Genomic DNA, 14,927 nt, shown 5'->3' with positions numbered 1-14,927 from the left:
GGGGCAGTAGAAACGCAAAAAGGGAGCCCCGATCTCGGGGCTCCCGCAGGGAGAGCTTACAGCTTGTAATCGACACCGGCGTAGACGGTGCGTCCTTCCAGGATGAAGTCGGCGTCGGTGGCCACCTCGTCACGCTGGGTGTTGGTGAGGTTGGTGATGCCGAGCTTGAAGTCCAGCGCCGGGGTGACGGTCCAGTTGGTGTTCACGTCCAGGGTCTGGTAGTGCTTGGAGGTGAACGCCTGGGAGTTGCGGGCCGGCACCTTGATCACCTGGCTGCCGACATATTGCCAGGCCAGGTTGGCGCTGACGAGCTCGCTCGCCTGCCAGTCCAGGCCGAGGTTGCCGGTGTGATCCGGGGTCTTGGCCAGATCATCCCCTGTGCTCCTGTCCTCGGAGTCCAGCAGGGTGAAGTTGCCGGTCAGCTTGACGTTGTCCAGCACGTCGACCCAGCCGGTCAGCTCCAGACCCTTGATGCGGGCCTCCTTGACGTTGAGGTAGGTCATCACGGTCGGACGGTAGCCCGGACCCCACTGATCGCTCTGGATCAGATCCTCGATCTCGTTGTGGAAGCCGGTCACCCCGGCGCCGAAGCGCGCGGCCTCGTAGGCGGTGCCCAGCTCGTAGCTGACGGCGGTTTCCGGCTTCAGATCCGGGTTGCCGATGACCTGGCAGGCGCCGCGGCAGGCGGTGGTGGAGAAGCCTTCGCTGGACTGGGCCAGGGTCGGGGCCTTGAACGCCTTGCCGGCGCCACCCTTGATCACCCACTCGTCGGTCAGGGTGTAGAGGGCGTAGGCGCGCGGGCTGAACTCGGTGCCATAGGTCTCGTGGTGATCCAGACGACCGGAGAGGGTCAGGGCCAGATCGCCGAAGCCGAACTCGTCCTGCAGGTAGACGGCGCTCTGGGTCGCATCCACGCTGCCATTGGCGATGTTGCGGCTGTGCTCCAGCTCGGTCTTGCGCAGCTCGGCGCCTGAGGTGAGCAGGTGATCTCCCAGGTAACCGCTGACCTGACCGTCCACCGTGTTGTTGGTCTGGGTGATGTCGGCGGCGCCGCCATTGAGCTGGGAGTCATCCATCAGATCGATCTGCTCGAAGTAGTAACGAGCGCGGCTGTCGAAGTGCTCCCAACGGCCGTTGTGGGTCAGCCCCAGGCTCAGGCGATCCAGATTCTGCACGTTGTGGGGGGTGGCCGGTGCGGTCGGGGCGCGGGGCACGTTGTTGAAGTAGCTGTCCATGTCGTTCTGGTTGTAACCCAGATCGAAGTCGATGTCCTGGTTGTCCGCCACCAGCCACTTCAGGCTGGTCAGCACGTTGACCACTTCACGCTTCTCCAGGGCATCGGCGTCCGGGTTGTTGGACTGATCGCTCTTCCAGTTGTCGCGCTGATAGCCTTCCACCACCACGCTGCCCAGCAGCTTGTTGTCGATCAGGGCGCCGGAGACATAGGCACTGCCCTGGTTGGCATCGCCGCCTTCCCCCTTGGTGGGCATGCTGTGGGTGTAGCCGACGGCAGCCTCTGTCTTCTCCTTGGCCTGGCGCAGGATCACGTTGACCACACCCCCCAGGGCATCGGCCCCGTACAGGGAGGAGACGGGACCACGGATCACCTCGATGCGCTCGATGGCGGCCATGGGGATGGAGCTCAGGTCGAAGTCGTTACCGTAGGCGCTGCCCAGGGTCTCGCGGGCGTTGACCCGTTTGCCGTTGATCAGCAGCAGGGTGTAGTCACCCCCCATGCCACGGATCTTGATCTCGTTGCGGCCGGTGGGGTTGGTGGAGACGATGTTGACGCCCGGCACGTGCTTGAGGGCATCGCCGATGTTGTTGACGTTCATCTTGTCCAGATCGGCACGGGTCACCACCGAGACGCTGGCCGGGGCGGACAGCTCGGTGTGCCTGGTCTGGGTGGCGGTGACCACCATGGTCTCGTTGGCCTTGACCGACTCTGCCTGGGCCAGGCCCGGTACGGCCAGCAGGCCGAGGGAGAGCAAAATCGGGTTCAAACGAAATACGCCATGCTGCAACTGCATTGTCAAAACTCCATGAATAAACAGAGGTTATGGGGTAGGGCGCGGTGGGCCCAAATGCTCACTGACTTCCTTGTCTGGCAGTACCAGAGGCAGGATTATTGTTATCTCTTGTGCTCTTCAGTCCCCGGATGAGGAACCAGACGCCGGTGCAGGCCAGGAGGCCGCAGCCGATGTTGATCCAGGCCAGGGTGGAGAAACCGTGCAATGCGCCTCCCTCGTCGGAGACCAGGTATCTGGCGGAGAGCAGGCTGCCGACCCCGGCCGCCACATTGGTGACAGTGCCCTGGAAGGACATGAAGGCGGCGCGCTGATGGGGGGCCGGAATGGCGGCGGTGACCGCAAGGGTGGTGCTGGCGCGGGCCGAGCTCAGGGCCATGAAGAGGGTGAATAGCAGGTAGACGGGCAGGCCGACCGGCAGGGCGAAGCCGAGCAGGGTGACCAGGGCCAGCAGCAGGCTGGTGAGCAAGATGGCGCCCTGGGCGCGGCCCTGGTCTATCCAGCCGCCGCACAGGCGCATGGTGGCCATGCTGGCGAGGCCGCCGCACAGATAGAGGGCGGCGATCTGCTGGCGCGGGAAACCGAGGTTGAACTGGAAGTAGTTTGCAAAGTGCGGGATCAGCAGGAAGTGGCCGAACATCTGCAGGCAGAGGATGCACAGGGCCCCCTGACAGAGCGGCGACCCCAGCAACTGGCGCAGCCCCTGGCCCTGCGGGGCGCGGCTGACCGGTAGCGAGGGCAGCAGGCGGGCGCAGATCAGCGCCAGCAGCAGACCGCTGGCGCCAAACAGCAGGAAGGGGCTCTGCCAGCCGAGCCACTGGGCCAGAACCAGGGCGACGGGCACCACCAGGATGGCGGCCAGGGAGAATGCCATGCCCACGTAGGCGAGGCGGCGTCCGCGATCGCTTGGTGGCACCAGATCCAGCACGGAGGCCATCAGAATGGCGGCAAGGGGCCCGGCCACGCAGCCGGACAGGATGAAGAGCAGCAGCAGTTGCTGGCTGTCTTGCACCAGGGCACAGGCCATCAGCAGCAGAAAACGCAAGGTGAGCAGCACCAGCAGGGCGGGTTTGCGATTGACCCGATCCAGCCAGGGGGCAGCAAGGAGCCCCGTCAGGGCGGCTCCCAGGGTGGCGCCGCCGCTGAAGTAACCGGTCTGCTCCGGGGCCATGCCGAGGCTGGTCACCAGATCGGGCCCGAGCGGCATCACCATCATCATGCTGCCCATGGAGAGCATGTTGATCAGCAGGGCCAGATGGATGGCAGCAGGGGAGGAGACGACAGGTTCTGGCTTCATCAGAGGCTGACTCGAAAAAATGAGTCCGAATTGTATCCGAGGGATATTGTCGTGACAACAAATGATAACCATTTTTATTTGTATTGAGTGGTCTCTCAATGAGTCTTTTATTTGGGCTCGAAAGCGAGCCGGATAAGGACCTTCATGATACCGTCCTGAGCCAGGCAGCTTGCCCCTTGCCATTGCAATCGGGGCGCCATGGCCCATGATGGCAAGGTGATGCAAGAGAGGCTGTGGGAAAAAAACTGATGTGGAGGCGACGATGAGAAGTTGGCGATGGTATTGGGTGCTCGGGTGCTGTGGACTCTGGGCCTTGCCGCTGCGGGCCGAGGTGAAAGTCATCCCGGTGTTTGAGGCAGAGGGGATGGTGCGAACCCTGAAGGAGATATACCCGGCGCTAGGGGTGAGTGCCATGGGTAACCAACTGGTGCTGAGCGGGACTCCTGCCCAGTTGCAGGAGGCTCAGATCACCCTGGATCAGCTCAACCAGCCGCCCCAGAGCCTGCTCATCGAGTGGCGGGTAGCGGGGGCGTCCAGCAGCCGGCAGGCGGGAATCGGCATCGGCAATGACAACGCCAAACGGCGCTGGCTGGTGGAGGGGGGGGCCGAGGATTACCAGCGCACCCAGCAGGACAACTGGCAGGTACGCGGCCTCTCGGGGCGGCCCGTTCTGCTGCAGATGGGCTCCTATCAGCCGGTCACCTTCTATCGCTGGCAGGGAGGCCGGGTGGTGGGCATGATGCCGCTGATGAACGGCCTCTACGCCACCGCCACCCTGATAGGGGACAGGGTACAGATAGCGCTCAGCAGCGAGCAGGCCAGGCTGGAGCGGGGAGACATCAAGACCGGGCAGAGCGCCACCGAGGTGAGCGGCGCCCCGGGTCAGTGGCTGACGGTGGGGGAGCTCTCCACCAGTCAGGAGGGTCAGGGGGCCGCGCTATCCAATCCGTCACAGCTCGGGGTGGCGAGCGGCAGCGAACGTCAGACCCTGCAGATCCGGGTCATGCGTCAATGAGGCGGACGAGGGTGGTCATTAATGGGGTTGATCCCGGGTGTAGTCCCGTAACTGACGGCTCTTGAGCAGATACCAGAGCGCCCAGAGGCTGGCGACCAGCACCAGGGCGGTGGGCCAGCTGAACGACCACGCTTGCAGATTGAGGCTGTGCAGCTGCATCACCAGACCGCTCGCGGTGGAGCAGAGCAACAGGCCCCGGCTGTGGCGCCTGAGTCTGGCGCGAATGCTTTGAGTCTGCTGATAGGTGCCGCCGCAGGCCAGCAGCGCCAGCATGGCGGGCACATCCGTCAGCAGGCCGAGATAGAGGCTCATCTTGTCCGGATAGAAGAGGGTCAGGATGGCGCTGCCGCTCTCCCGGGTGACGCCGGCCATCAGAAACAGCCAGACCGAGCGGGTCAGCAAGAGGGCGATGGGCCAAAACCAGAGCGGCGGGCGCAGCTGGCCATGATCGTCATAGCGATGTTCGGGGTAGAGGGTCATAAGGCCCGTTCCGGGGTTGAACTATTGATGCAGGGGATATGGGGCGGGGGGCTGCCCTTTGCAAGGCGGGGGAATTAATCGGGGGGCCATGCCCCCCAATCTCTGTGCAGCTTGTCTGACGCCGGAAGAGGTTACAGCCAACCCTTGCGCTTGAAGAAGAGGCCGGTGCCGAGCGACGACATTACCATCAGCACCAGCGACATCTGATAGCCGTACTCCCAGGCGAGCTCCGGCATGCGGCCGAAGTTCATGCCGTAGATGCTGGCGATAAGCGTCGGCGGCAGGAAGATCACCGCGGCCACCGAGAAGATCTTGATCACCTTGTTCTGCTCCAGATTGGTCACCCCCATGGAGGCCTCCAGCTGGAAGTTGATCTTGTCAAACAGGAACTGGGTGTGGGGCAAGAGGGACTCCACGTCGTGCAGCATCTCGTCGATCCACTTGTTCTGCTCCCCTGTCATGCGCTGGCGCAGGCTGCGTTTGAGGAAGCGCAGGGCACGGCGGGTATCGTGCAGGGAGAGACGGATCTGGCCGTTGGCCTCTTCCTGGGCCATCAGCTCCTTGAGCATGGAGTTGATCTGATCCGGCTCGAAGATCTGATCGGCGGTGTTCTCCAGGGTCTTGTAGCCATCCTCGATGAGATCCGAGAGGTACTCCACCTTGAGGTTCTGCACCTCCAGCAGGATGTCGAGGGCGTTCTCCACCTCCAGCCGGTCCTGACGCATGTAGTGGCGCAGCAGGCGCACCAGGCCGATGTCATCCTCGCGAATGCTGATCAGCAGGTTGTTGCGCAGGGTAAAGGAGACGTGGACACCCTTGGTGTCGCGGCCGATGCGCTGGGGGAACAGGGAGTGGATGTGCAGACCATCGGTGTCCCAGTAGAAACGGGCGGACGCCTCTATGTCGTCCAGCTCTTCCTTGTCGGGGACCTCTTCCAGAAACAGGCCCGTCAACCATTCTCGCTCCGCTGTATCCGGCTTGTAGGCATCCAGCCAGACGGTGTTGTCGGGGACTATGTCGTCCGGCCCGAGCGTGACTATGTCCAGCACCTTGTTGTTGAGAATGTAGGCGGTGATCATCTGTCCCCCCTTAAGAAGTCATGGGTAATCAGGGATGGTTGCACAGGTTCATGCGGCCTTAGATCGCACAGAAAGCGATCCCATGAAATAGCATAACGAGGCCGATGGACAACCTGAATGCGGCGAACTATACAGGGGCGGGCCCCGCTTGTCAGGGGCTATTCATCGGGGGTTCAGCCTGTTTGCTCAAAAAAACGGCGAGGTCGGAGCAGCTGTTCACATCCCCATGACCCGGGTGGGATAGCCAGGGCATGGGGGCTTGTTCGGGTGAACCTCTTGAGGTCAAGCCCCAGCCTGAATCGCAGCGGTCACATATTGGGATAGTTCGGGCCGGACCCTCCCTGGGGCGGGGTCCAGGCGATGTTCTGGGGCTGAGTATCCTTGATGTCAGGCCCCAGCTCGAACCGCGCCGGTCACATATTGGGATAGTTCGGCCTTGAGCCTCCCTGAGGCGGTGCCCAGGCGATGTTCTGGGGCTGCGCATCCTTGATGTCAGGCCCCAGCCCGAACCGCGCCGGTCACATATTGGGATAGTTGGGGCCGGACCCTCCCTGAGGCGGTGTCCAGACGATGTTCTGGCTGGGATCCTTGATGTCACAGGTCTTGCAGTGAATGCAGTTCGCCGCGTTGATCTGCAAGCGAGGCTGACTCTCCGCCTCCGGGGTTTCGGCCTCTATTATCTCAAAGACGCCGGCCGGGCAGTAGCGCTGGGCGGGCTCCGCCCAGGTGGGCAGGTTGACCGTCACCGGGATGCGCTCGTCCTGCAACTTGAGGTGGCAGGGCTGATCCTCGTCGTGGCTGGTGTTGGCCAGGTACACCGAAGAGAGCTTGTCAAAGCTGAGCCGCCCGTCCGGCTTGGGGTAGTGGATGGGCTGGCAGCGGCTGGCCAGGCGCAGTTGGCGATAGTCCGGCTCCTTGTCCAGCAGGGTAAAAGGAGAAGTGCGGGCAAACAGCCGTTGCTCCAGCCAGTTGAAGGCGCCGCCAAGCCAGGGGCCGAAGCGGTGCAACGCCGCGCCGAAGTTGCGGGCAGTTTGCAGCTCCTGCGCCAGCCAGCTCTGTTGCAGCGCGTCCTGATACTCGGCCAGATCCCGGCCCCCCTCATCGCCGCCGCGCAGGCTCATGGCGACCGTGCTGGCCGCCAGCATGCCGGACTTCATGGCGGTGTGAATGCCCTTGATGCGTGAGAAATCCAGGGTGCCCGCATCGCAGCCGATGAGCAGGCCGCCGGGGAAATGCATGCGGGGCAGGGAGTGCCAGCCCCCCTTGGTGATGGCCCTGGCGCCGTAACTGATGCGCTCGCCCCCCTGCAGGGTCTCTGCTATCAGGGGGTGGTGCTTGAGGCGCTGGAACTCGTCGAACGGACTGAGCCAGGGATTCTGGTAGTTGAGATCGACGATGAGGCCGACCGCCACCTGATCCTCTGCCAGATGATAGAGATAAAACCCCCCCTGACTCTTGCTGCCCCGCTGCTCACCGAGCGGCCAGCCGCTGCCGTGCAGCACCCGGCCGGAATGAGACTGGCCAGCAGGCACCTGCCACAGCTCCTTGAAGCCGATGGCATAGTGCTGAGGTTGGTGTTGCGGTTGGGCGGCGTTTTCCAGCGTGAACAGGGCGATCAACTGTTTGCCGAGGTGGCCGCGGGCCCCCTCGGCAAACAGGGTGTAGCGACCATACAGTGCCATGCCGGGCACGTGATCCGCCTTGGGATTGCCCGCTTTGTCGAGACCCAGATCGCCGGTCACTACCCCTCTTATCCTGTTCGCTTCCACGATGAGCTCGCTCGCCGCGAAGCCGGGGTAGATCTCGACCCCGAGCGCCTCGGCCTCCCGGGCGAGCCAGCGGCAGAGGTTGCCGAGGCTGATGATGTGGCAGCCGTCGTTGTGCATGCGCGGTGGCACCGCCCAGTTGGGCAGTTGCAGGGCGCGGTTGTCGCTTTGCAGCAGATGGACCTGATCATCCGTGACCGGGACGCCGAGCGGCGCCTCTTGCCAGCGATCCGGCAACAGCTCCTTGAGGGCGACGGGATCCAGCAGAGCGCCGGAGAGCAGATGGGCGCCCACTTCCGCCCCCTTTTCCAGCAGGCAGACCGAGAGATCCGGGGCCTGCTGCTTCAATGCGATGGCGGCACTGAGGCCAGCCGGGCCGCCACCGACGATGACGACATCAAATTCCATTGCTTCGCGTTCCATCTTGCCTCTGCGCTCGACTTGGCCTAGGGTAGTGCTGGTAGTTTACGTAAACGTAAACCATTTTGTCAGCATAAAAGTGTGAGAGTGCAAAATGGATTCACTCAACCGATACGAGGGATGACCGCCATGAAGCTGCTGGTCGCAGTCAAACGGGTCGTTGATTACAACGTCAGGATCCGGGTCAAGAGCGATGGCTCCGATGTGGAGCTCGCCAATGTGAAGATGGGCATGAACCCGTTTTGTGAAATCGCGGTGGAGGAGGGGGTCAGGCTGCGCGAAGCCGGGGTGGCGAGCGAGCTGGTGGTGGTGACCTTCGGCCCGGAGGCCGCGGCCGAACAGCTGCGTCACGCCCTGGCGCTGGGGGCGGATCGGGCGCTGCACTATGTTACCGATGAGACTTTGACCCCACTCACCGTGGCCCGCGCCCTGCAAAAGGTGTGCGAGCAGGAGCAGCCCAGCCTGGTGCTGCTCGGCAAGCAGTCCATCGACTCTGACAACAACCAGGTGGGTCAGATGCTCTCGGCCCTGTGCGACTGGCCGCTCGCCACCTTCGCCTCCGCCGTCAGGCTGGTGGAGGGAGAGTTGCAGGTGACCCGCGAGATAGACGGCGGTCTCGAGACCCTCGGCATGGCGCTGCCCGCCGTGGTGACCGTGGACCTGCGCCTCAACGAACCCCGCTTCGCCTCGCTGCCCAACATCATGAAGGCCAAGCGCAAACCGATAGAGAGCGCGTCCTTTGCCGACCTCGGCGTCGAGCCGGCCGGTCAGACTCGGCTACTTGGGGTGATGGCACCTGCCCCCCGGCGCGCCGGCGTCAGGGTGGGCTCGGTGGACGAGCTGCTGGACAAACTCAAGCACGAAGCCAAGGTGATCCCATGAGCGCATTGAGGGGCACGGCCTATCCCTCGGGCCAACTGGTTGCCGCCAGCGGGCGCGTTGGCGAATGGACAGGAAGATCAACGGACGACATCAAGGTGCAGCCATGAGCGTACTCATCATTGCCGAACATCATCAGGGCCAGCTGGCGGACAGCGCCGCCCGTCTGGTCACGGCGGCGAGCCTGCTCGGCGCCGAGGTCCACCTGCTGCTGCTGGGTCAGGGTCTGGCGGAGGCGGGGGAGCAGGCGGCCTCCTTGCAGGGGGTTAACCGGGTGCTGCTGGCCGAGCACCCCATGCTGGCGGAAGGGCTCAATGACGGGCTCGACCGACTGCTGGCCCCCGTGGTGCGGGACTATCAGCATTGCCTGATGGCGGCGAGCAGTCACGGCAAGGATCTGCTGCCGAGGGTGGCGGCCAGGCTGGGGGTGGAGATGATCTCCGAGGTGACGGGCATCGAGGGGCCCGATACCTTCCTGCGCCCCCTCTATGCGGGCAACGCCATTGCCAGGGTGGCGAGCACGGCGCCCGTCAAGGTGCTCGGCATACGGGCATCGGCCTTCCCAGGCGTCGAGAGCGGGGGGGCTGGAGCCAGGGTAGAGCACCTTCCCGTCCCCGAGCTGGCGTGCCGGACCCGGCTCATCGAGCGGCGTGCGGTGCGATCCGCCCGGCCCGAGCTTGGCGCGGCGCGGGTGGTGGTCTCGGGCGGGCGGGCGCTCGGCTCCAAGGCGCAGTTTGCCCTCATCGAGGCGCTGGCCGACAAGCTCGGCGGGGCTGTGGGTGCCTCGCGGGCCGCGGTGGACGCAGGCTTTGTGGCCAACGATCTGCAGGTGGGCCAGACCGGCAAGGTAGTGGCCCCGGAGCTCTACATCGCCATCGGCATCTCGGGGGCCATTCAACACCTGGCGGGGATGAAGGAGTCCAAGGTGATCGTCGCCATCAACAAGGACTCGGAAGCTCCCATCTTCCAGGTGGCGGATTACGGCCTGGTGGGGGATCTCTTCACCCTGCTGCCGGAGCTCACCGCCAAGCTGTAAATGTGCCAAAAAGGGGCGCAGAAAGCCGTCTGTGCTGTCTCGCCTCCGTTTCCATGCATGTTCGCTGCAAGCCCTGGCCCGTTCAGGGCTTTTTCCATGGCGGGGGCGTCGGCCATGGGGGCAAAAGGTTGCGCTGGATCCCAAAAAGCCTTTGCCCCCACGGGGGCCTGTCGTGTAAAAACGTTCGAGTCATCGATCACTCTCATCCACTCACGGAAAGCGTCATGAGCAAACAGATTTACAACTTCTGCGCCGGCCCCGCCATGTTGCCGGTTGAAGTCATGGAGCGCGCCCAGCGCGAATTTTGTAATTTCCAGGGGCTGGGAGCCTCGGTCATGGAGCTGTCCCATCGCGGCAAGCCCTATATGGCGGTCGCCGAGAAGGCCGAAGCGGATCTGCGGGATCTGCTGGCGGTGCCGGACAACTACAAGGTGTTGTTCATGCACGGCGGCGGTCGCGGCCAGTTTTCTGCCGTGCCCATGAACCTGCTTGGTGGCGCCAACAAGAAGGCGGATTATCTGGTGACCGGCGTCTGGGCCCAGAGCGCCGTGGATGAGGCCCAGAAATACGGGGACATCCAGACCTTCCAGGGGGTCGCCAAGAACGAGCAGGGGATAAGCCACCTGTTGCCGACCCCGGCGTTTCGTGCCGACGCGGCCTATGTCCACTACTGCCCGAACGAAACCATAGATGGCATCGAGATGTTCGATATCCCGGCCACCGGCGATGTCCCCCTGGTGGCGGATCTCTCCTCCACCATACTCTCCCGTCCCATCGACGTGAGCCGCTTCGGCATCCTCTACGCCGGTGCCCAGAAGAACATAGGCCCCTCTGGGCTGGCCATCGCCATCGTGCGGGACGACCTGCTGAACCAGGCGAGAGCCGACGTGCCCTCGATCTTCGACTACCAGCTCACCGCCAAGAACGACTCCATGTTCAACACCCCGCCCACCTACGCCTGGTATCTGGCTGGCCTGGTGTTCGAGTGGCTCAAAGAGCAGGGCGGGCTCGAGGCGATGGAGGCGCGCAACAAGGCGAAGGCCGACTTCCTCTACGGCTACCTCGACGACTCCAGCTTCTACGGCAACAAGGTGGACGCGGCCTGCCGCTCCCGCATGAACGTGCCGTTCCAGCTGAAAGACGAGGCCCTGGACAAGCAGTTCCTGGCCGAGTCGGAAGCCGCCGGTCTGCTGGCGCTCAAGGGGCACCGCATCGTCGGCGGCATGCGCGCCAGCCTCTACAACGCCATGCCGCTGGAAGGGGTCAAGGCGCTGGTCAGCTTCATGGATGGCTTTGCCAAGCGTCACGGCTGAGGCGTGTTCCCCTTGTAGCAATGACGCCGGGGGCTCCCCGGCGTCTGTTTTTCCAGAAGATCCTGACCGCCAGCCTCGTTGCCCCGGTTTTGTGCCACAGACGGTCTTGCCGCGCGGGGCGCAGGCTGTTAACGTCCGGTCAGGTGATTTACTTGAGATCGTACGGGAAGTCTATGAATTCGTTGCGTTTGGAACCCATTTCTAGCGTGGCCGGGGTGGTCAATCTGCCTGGCTCCAAAAGTGTCTCTAACCGTGCCCTGCTGCTGGCAGCCCTGGCACGGGGCACCACCCGGCTCACCAACCTGCTCGACAGCGATGACATCCGCCACATGCTGGCGGCGCTGACCCAGCTCGGGGTCAAGTACAAGCTCTCCGCCGACAAGACGGAGTGCACAGTGCATGGCCTGGGTCGCAGTTTTGCGGTATCGGCGCCGGTCAACCTCTTCCTCGGCAATGCCGGCACCGCCATGCGCCCGCTCTGTGCGGCGCTCTGTCTGGGCTCCGGTGAATACATGCTGGGGGGCGAGCCGCGCATGGAAGAGCGCCCCATCGGTCATCTGGTGGATGCCCTGCGTGAAGCGGGTGCCCATATCCAGTACCTGAAAAAAGATGGCTATCCGCCCCTGGTGGTGGATGCCAAGGGTCTCTGGGGCGGCGACGTGCACGTCGACGGCTCCGTCTCCAGCCAGTTCCTGACGGCGTTTTTGATGGCGGCCCCCATGGCGGCCGGCGACACCCGCATCCACATCAAGGGGGAGCTGGTCTCCAAGCCCTACATCGACATCACCCTGCACATCATGAAGCAGTTCGGGGTGGTCATCGAGCATGACGACTACAAGGTGTTCTACATCAAGGGTAACCAGACCTATGTCAGCCCCGGTGACTTCCTGGTGGAAGGGGACGCCTCCAGCGCCTCCTACTTCCTCGCGGCGGGCGCCATCAAGGGCAAGGTGCGGGTCACCGGCATCGGCAAGCACAGCATCCAGGGGGACATCCACTTCGCCGACGTGCTGGAGAAGATGGGCGCCCGCATCACCTGGGGCGATGACTTCATCGAGGCCGAGCAGGCGTCGTTGCACGGCATCGACATGGACATGAACCACATCCCCGATGCGGCCATGACCATCGCCGTGGCCGCACTGTTCGCCGAGGGGCCCACCTCGATTCGCAACATCTACAACTGGCGCGTGAAGGAGACCGATCGCCTGCACGCCATGGCGACCGAACTGCGCAAGCTGGGCGTCGAGGTGGAGGAGGGGCGTGACTTCATCACCGTCACCCCGCCAGCGCAGCTCAAGCATGCGGCCATCGATACCTACAACGATCACCGCATCGCCATGTGCTTCTCCCTGGTGGCGCTGTCCGATACCGCCGTCACCATCAATGATCCGGGTTGTACCTCCAAGACCTTCCCGGACTACTTCACCAAGCTGGCCAGCATCAGCCAGGCCTGAGTCCGTCGGGCCCGCCTTGTGCGGGCCCGTTCGTTTTTGCCTCCCGTCTTCTTCCCGGTTTGCCAACGCCCTTTAGCAGCATTATCCAAACTTGCAAGGTGTGCTGATAAAATTCCTTGCCAAAGAATGTAATTTTCTATTTACACCGTCCCGGTCGCGGGCTAGATTGAAGTTTCTTCATCGCAGTCATTTAGCAGGAAACTTGGTCATGCAGCATCAAACCGACGACGTTCGTATCAGTGAAATCAAAGAGTTATTGCCCCCGGTTGCGGTGCTTGAGAAGTTTCCGGCGACCGAGACCGCATCAAATACCGTCTTTGAATCCCGTCAGGCCATCCACAACATCTTGGCCGGTGACGATCAGCGCCTGCTGGTGGTAATAGGTCCCTGCTCTATCCACGATCCGGTCGCCGCCCTGGAATACGGCAAGCGCCTCAAGACTTTGCGCGACGAGCTCAAGGGCCAGCTGGAAATCGTGATGCGGGTCTACTTCGAGAAGCCGCGCACCACGGTCGGCTGGAAGGGGCTGATCAATGACCCTTACCTCGACAACAGCTGCCAGATCAACGACGGCCTGCGCATTGGTCGCAAGCTGCTGCTGGATCTCAACGACATGGGGCTGCCGACCGCCTCCGAGTTCCTCGACATGATCACCCCGCAATACGTGGCGGATCTGATGAGCTGGGGCGCCATCGGTGCCCGTACCACCGAATCCCAGGTGCACCGCGAGCTGGCCTCCGGTCTCTCCTGCCCGGTGGGCTTCAAGAACGGTACCGACGGCACCATAAAGGTGGCCATTGATGCCATCGGCGCCGCCAGCGCCCCGCACCACTTCCTGTCGGTGACCAAGTACGGTCACTCCGCCATCGTCTCGACCGCCGGCAACCCGGATTGTCACATCATCTTGCGCGGCGGCCGCGAGCCGAACTACAGCGCCGTCCACGTGGATGAGGTGGTGAAGGGGCTGGTCAAGGCCGGTCTGCCCCAGAAGGTGATGATCGATTTCAGCCATGCCAACAGCAGCAAGCAGTTTAAGAACCAGATGCTGGTGGCCGAGGACGTGGCCGGTCAACTGCGCGCCGGCAGCAAGGCGGTGTTCGGTGTCATGGTGGAGAGCCATCTGGTGGAAGGTCGTCAGGATCTGGTGGAAGGGTGTGAGCTCACCTTCGGCCAGAGCATCACGGATGCCTGCATCGGCTGGGCCGACACCGAGGTGCTGCTGCGCAATCTGGCGGACGCCGTGGCCACCCGCAACGCCCTCTGAGGCAAGGGCGGGGATGCCCGCTCACGGCAATAAAAAAGCGCGACCCCAGGGTCGCGCTTTTTGTTGGCTCAGAAAGAGAGGGCTTACTTGGCCCGCTCCTGGTGGCCACGCAGGCGGATGTTGATCATCTCCACCACCAGCGAGAAGGCCATGGCGAAGTAGATGTAACCCTTCGGAATGTGCAAGTCCAACCCCTCGGCCATCAGGGCGACCCCGACCAGGATCAGGAAGGAGAGGGCCAGCATCTTGATGGTGGGGTGGGTGTCGACGAAGTCACCGATGGCCTTGGCGGCAAACATCATGACGCCGACGGCGATGACGATGGCCAGTACCATGACGGGCACGTGATCCGCCATGCCGACCGCTGTGATGACGGAGTCCAGGCTGAAGATGATGTCGAGGATGGCGATCTGCACCAGTGTCGACATGAAGCCGACGGTCTTGCTCACTGTCCCTGGGTCCTCGGCGGCGCCCTCCAGGCTCTGGTGGATCTCGTGGGTGCTCTTGGCGATGAGGAACAGGCCCCCCACCAGCAGGATCAGATCCCGACCGGAGATGGCTTCATTCAGCACGCTGAACAGCGGTTCGGTGAGACGCATCACCCAGGCCAAGGAGAGCAGCAGCAGGATGCGGGTGCCCATGGCAAGCCCCAGCCCCAGGATCCGCGCCTTCTGGCGCTGAGCCTCCGGCAGACGCCCCACTAGGATGGAGATAAAGATGATGTTGTCGATGCCCAGCACGATCTCGAGCAGGGTCAGGGTGGCGAGCGCGACCCAGGCTGAGGGGTCAGCAATCCATTCCAGCATGATTGAACCTTGGTTGAAAAATTTGAAGCAGCGCATTCTAGCAGGGGGTTATGGCTTGTCCCAGTGGCGGGAAAAGATAAAAATGGCAGCC

At 63.2% G+C, this 14,927-nt stretch carries 13 protein-coding genes; 6 read left to right on the top strand and 7 right to left on the bottom strand.

The window, feature by feature from the left end; all coding sequences use genetic code 11:
- Nucleotides 1–56 precede the first annotated feature (56 nt).
- Nucleotides 57–2,030 carry a siderophore amonabactin TonB-dependent receptor gene (locus KW824_RS01960; RefSeq protein WP_218408730.1) on the bottom strand — a complete coding sequence of 658 codons (1,974 nt, stop codon included), beginning with the start codon at nt 2,028–2,030 and terminating at the stop codon, nt 57–59.
- A gap of 58 nt (nt 2,031–2,088) precedes the next feature.
- Nucleotides 2,089–3,324, bottom strand: coding sequence for an MFS transporter (locus tag KW824_RS01955; protein WP_218408729.1), 1,236 nt, complete (start codon nt 3,322–3,324; stop codon nt 2,089–2,091).
- 262 nt (nt 3,325–3,586) lie between these two features.
- Between KW824_RS01955 and KW824_RS01950 the strand changes: the two genes are divergently transcribed.
- Complete coding sequence (locus tag KW824_RS01950; protein WP_218408728.1) at nt 3,587–4,339, top strand: hypothetical protein; 753 nt, start codon at nt 3,587–3,589, stop codon at nt 4,337–4,339.
- Between the two features lie 18 nt (nt 4,340–4,357).
- Here the strand turns inward: KW824_RS01950 and KW824_RS01945 are convergent, their stop codons facing one another.
- The 4 genes from KW824_RS01945 to KW824_RS01930 form a co-directional block, all read right to left on the bottom strand.
- Nucleotides 4,358–4,819 carry a DUF2919 domain-containing protein gene (locus tag KW824_RS01945; RefSeq protein ID WP_042648660.1) on the bottom strand — a complete coding sequence of 154 codons (462 nt, stop codon included), beginning with the start codon at nt 4,817–4,819 and terminating at the stop codon, nt 4,358–4,360.
- 131 nt (nt 4,820–4,950) lie between these two features.
- A complete protein-coding gene (gene corA / locus KW824_RS01940) occupies nt 4,951–5,898 on the bottom strand; it encodes a magnesium/cobalt transporter CorA (protein ID WP_005332981.1) in 948 nt (315 codons plus the stop codon).
- Nucleotides 5,899–6,206: 308 nt separating this feature from the next.
- Nucleotides 6,207–6,284 (bottom strand): hypothetical protein, encoded by a 78-nt coding sequence (locus tag KW824_RS21175; RefSeq protein ID WP_371316588.1) that lies wholly within the window; start codon nt 6,282–6,284, stop codon nt 6,207–6,209.
- Between the two features lie 132 nt (nt 6,285–6,416).
- Nucleotides 6,417–8,087 carry an electron transfer flavoprotein-ubiquinone oxidoreductase gene (locus KW824_RS01930; protein ID WP_218408727.1) on the bottom strand — a complete coding sequence of 557 codons (1,671 nt, stop codon included), beginning with the start codon at nt 8,085–8,087 and terminating at the stop codon, nt 6,417–6,419.
- A gap of 126 nt (nt 8,088–8,213) precedes the next feature.
- On the opposite strand from KW824_RS01930, the gene KW824_RS01925 reads away from it, so the two are divergent.
- The 5 genes from KW824_RS01925 to aroG all read left to right on the top strand — a co-directional run bounded on the left by KW824_RS01925 (nt 8,214) and on the right by aroG (nt 14,030).
- Complete coding sequence (locus KW824_RS01925) at nt 8,214–8,966, top strand: electron transfer flavoprotein subunit beta/FixA family protein (RefSeq protein WP_218408726.1); 753 nt, start codon at nt 8,214–8,216, stop codon at nt 8,964–8,966.
- Between the two features lie 103 nt (nt 8,967–9,069).
- Nucleotides 9,070–9,999 carry an electron transfer flavoprotein subunit alpha/FixB family protein gene (locus KW824_RS01920; RefSeq protein ID WP_218408725.1) on the top strand — a complete coding sequence of 310 codons (930 nt, stop codon included), beginning with the start codon at nt 9,070–9,072 and terminating at the stop codon, nt 9,997–9,999.
- A gap of 224 nt (nt 10,000–10,223) precedes the next feature.
- Nucleotides 10,224–11,312: a 3-phosphoserine/phosphohydroxythreonine transaminase gene (gene serC, locus KW824_RS01915; protein ID WP_005332966.1), complete on the top strand. Its 1,089-nt coding sequence runs from the start codon at nt 10,224–10,226 to the stop codon at nt 11,310–11,312.
- A 173-nt stretch (nt 11,313–11,485) separates the two neighbouring features.
- Nucleotides 11,486–12,766 carry a 3-phosphoshikimate 1-carboxyvinyltransferase gene (aroA, locus tag KW824_RS01910; protein ID WP_218408724.1) on the top strand — a complete coding sequence of 427 codons (1,281 nt, stop codon included), beginning with the start codon at nt 11,486–11,488 and terminating at the stop codon, nt 12,764–12,766.
- A gap of 208 nt (nt 12,767–12,974) precedes the next feature.
- Nucleotides 12,975–14,030 carry a 3-deoxy-7-phosphoheptulonate synthase AroG gene (gene aroG / locus KW824_RS01905; RefSeq protein WP_218408723.1) on the top strand — a complete coding sequence of 352 codons (1,056 nt, stop codon included), beginning with the start codon at nt 12,975–12,977 and terminating at the stop codon, nt 14,028–14,030.
- An 83-nt stretch (nt 14,031–14,113) separates the two neighbouring features.
- Here the strand turns inward: aroG and KW824_RS01900 are convergent, their stop codons facing one another.
- Nucleotides 14,114–14,872 (bottom strand): TerC family protein, encoded by a 759-nt coding sequence (locus KW824_RS01900; RefSeq protein ID WP_218408722.1) that lies wholly within the window; start codon nt 14,870–14,872, stop codon nt 14,114–14,116.
- Nucleotides 14,873–14,927: the final 55 nt, after the last annotated feature.

The sequence above is a fragment of the Aeromonas sp. sif0611 genome, from assembly GCF_019218845.1.
Classification (GTDB): domain Bacteria; phylum Pseudomonadota; class Gammaproteobacteria; order Enterobacterales; family Aeromonadaceae; genus Aeromonas; species Aeromonas media.
The sequence above is the reverse complement of the archived record's forward strand: the minus strand, read 5'-3'. Positions and strand labels throughout refer to the sequence as shown.

What these genes read in the sequence shown, in the direction of transcription:
- KW824_RS01960 (WP_218408730.1), bottom strand. Translation starts at nt 2,030, where the DNA reads ATGCAGTTGCAGCATGGCGTATTTCGTTTGAACCCGATTTTGCTCTCC.
- KW824_RS01955 (WP_218408729.1), bottom strand. Translation starts at nt 3,324, where the DNA reads ATGAAGCCAGAACCTGTCGTCTCCTCCCCTGCTGCCATCCATCTGGCC.
- KW824_RS01950 (WP_218408728.1), top strand. Translation starts at nt 3,587, where the DNA reads ATGAGAAGTTGGCGATGGTATTGGGTGCTCGGGTGCTGTGGACTCTGG.
- KW824_RS01945 (WP_042648660.1), bottom strand. Translation starts at nt 4,819, where the DNA reads ATGACCCTCTACCCCGAACATCGCTATGACGATCATGGCCAGCTGCGC.
- corA (WP_005332981.1), bottom strand. Translation starts at nt 5,898, where the DNA reads ATGATCACCGCCTACATTCTCAACAACAAGGTGCTGGACATAGTCACG.
- KW824_RS01930 (WP_218408727.1), bottom strand. Translation starts at nt 8,087, where the DNA reads ATGGAACGCGAAGCAATGGAATTTGATGTCGTCATCGTCGGTGGCGGC.
- KW824_RS01925 (WP_218408726.1), top strand. Translation starts at nt 8,214, where the DNA reads ATGAAGCTGCTGGTCGCAGTCAAACGGGTCGTTGATTACAACGTCAGG.
- KW824_RS01920 (WP_218408725.1), top strand. Translation starts at nt 9,070, where the DNA reads ATGAGCGTACTCATCATTGCCGAACATCATCAGGGCCAGCTGGCGGAC.
- serC (WP_005332966.1), top strand. Translation starts at nt 10,224, where the DNA reads ATGAGCAAACAGATTTACAACTTCTGCGCCGGCCCCGCCATGTTGCCG.
- aroA (WP_218408724.1), top strand. Translation starts at nt 11,486, where the DNA reads ATGAATTCGTTGCGTTTGGAACCCATTTCTAGCGTGGCCGGGGTGGTC.
- aroG (WP_218408723.1), top strand. Translation starts at nt 12,975, where the DNA reads ATGCAGCATCAAACCGACGACGTTCGTATCAGTGAAATCAAAGAGTTA.
- KW824_RS01900 (WP_218408722.1), bottom strand. Translation starts at nt 14,872, where the DNA reads ATGCGCTGCTTCAAATTTTTCAACCAAGGTTCAATCATGCTGGAATGG.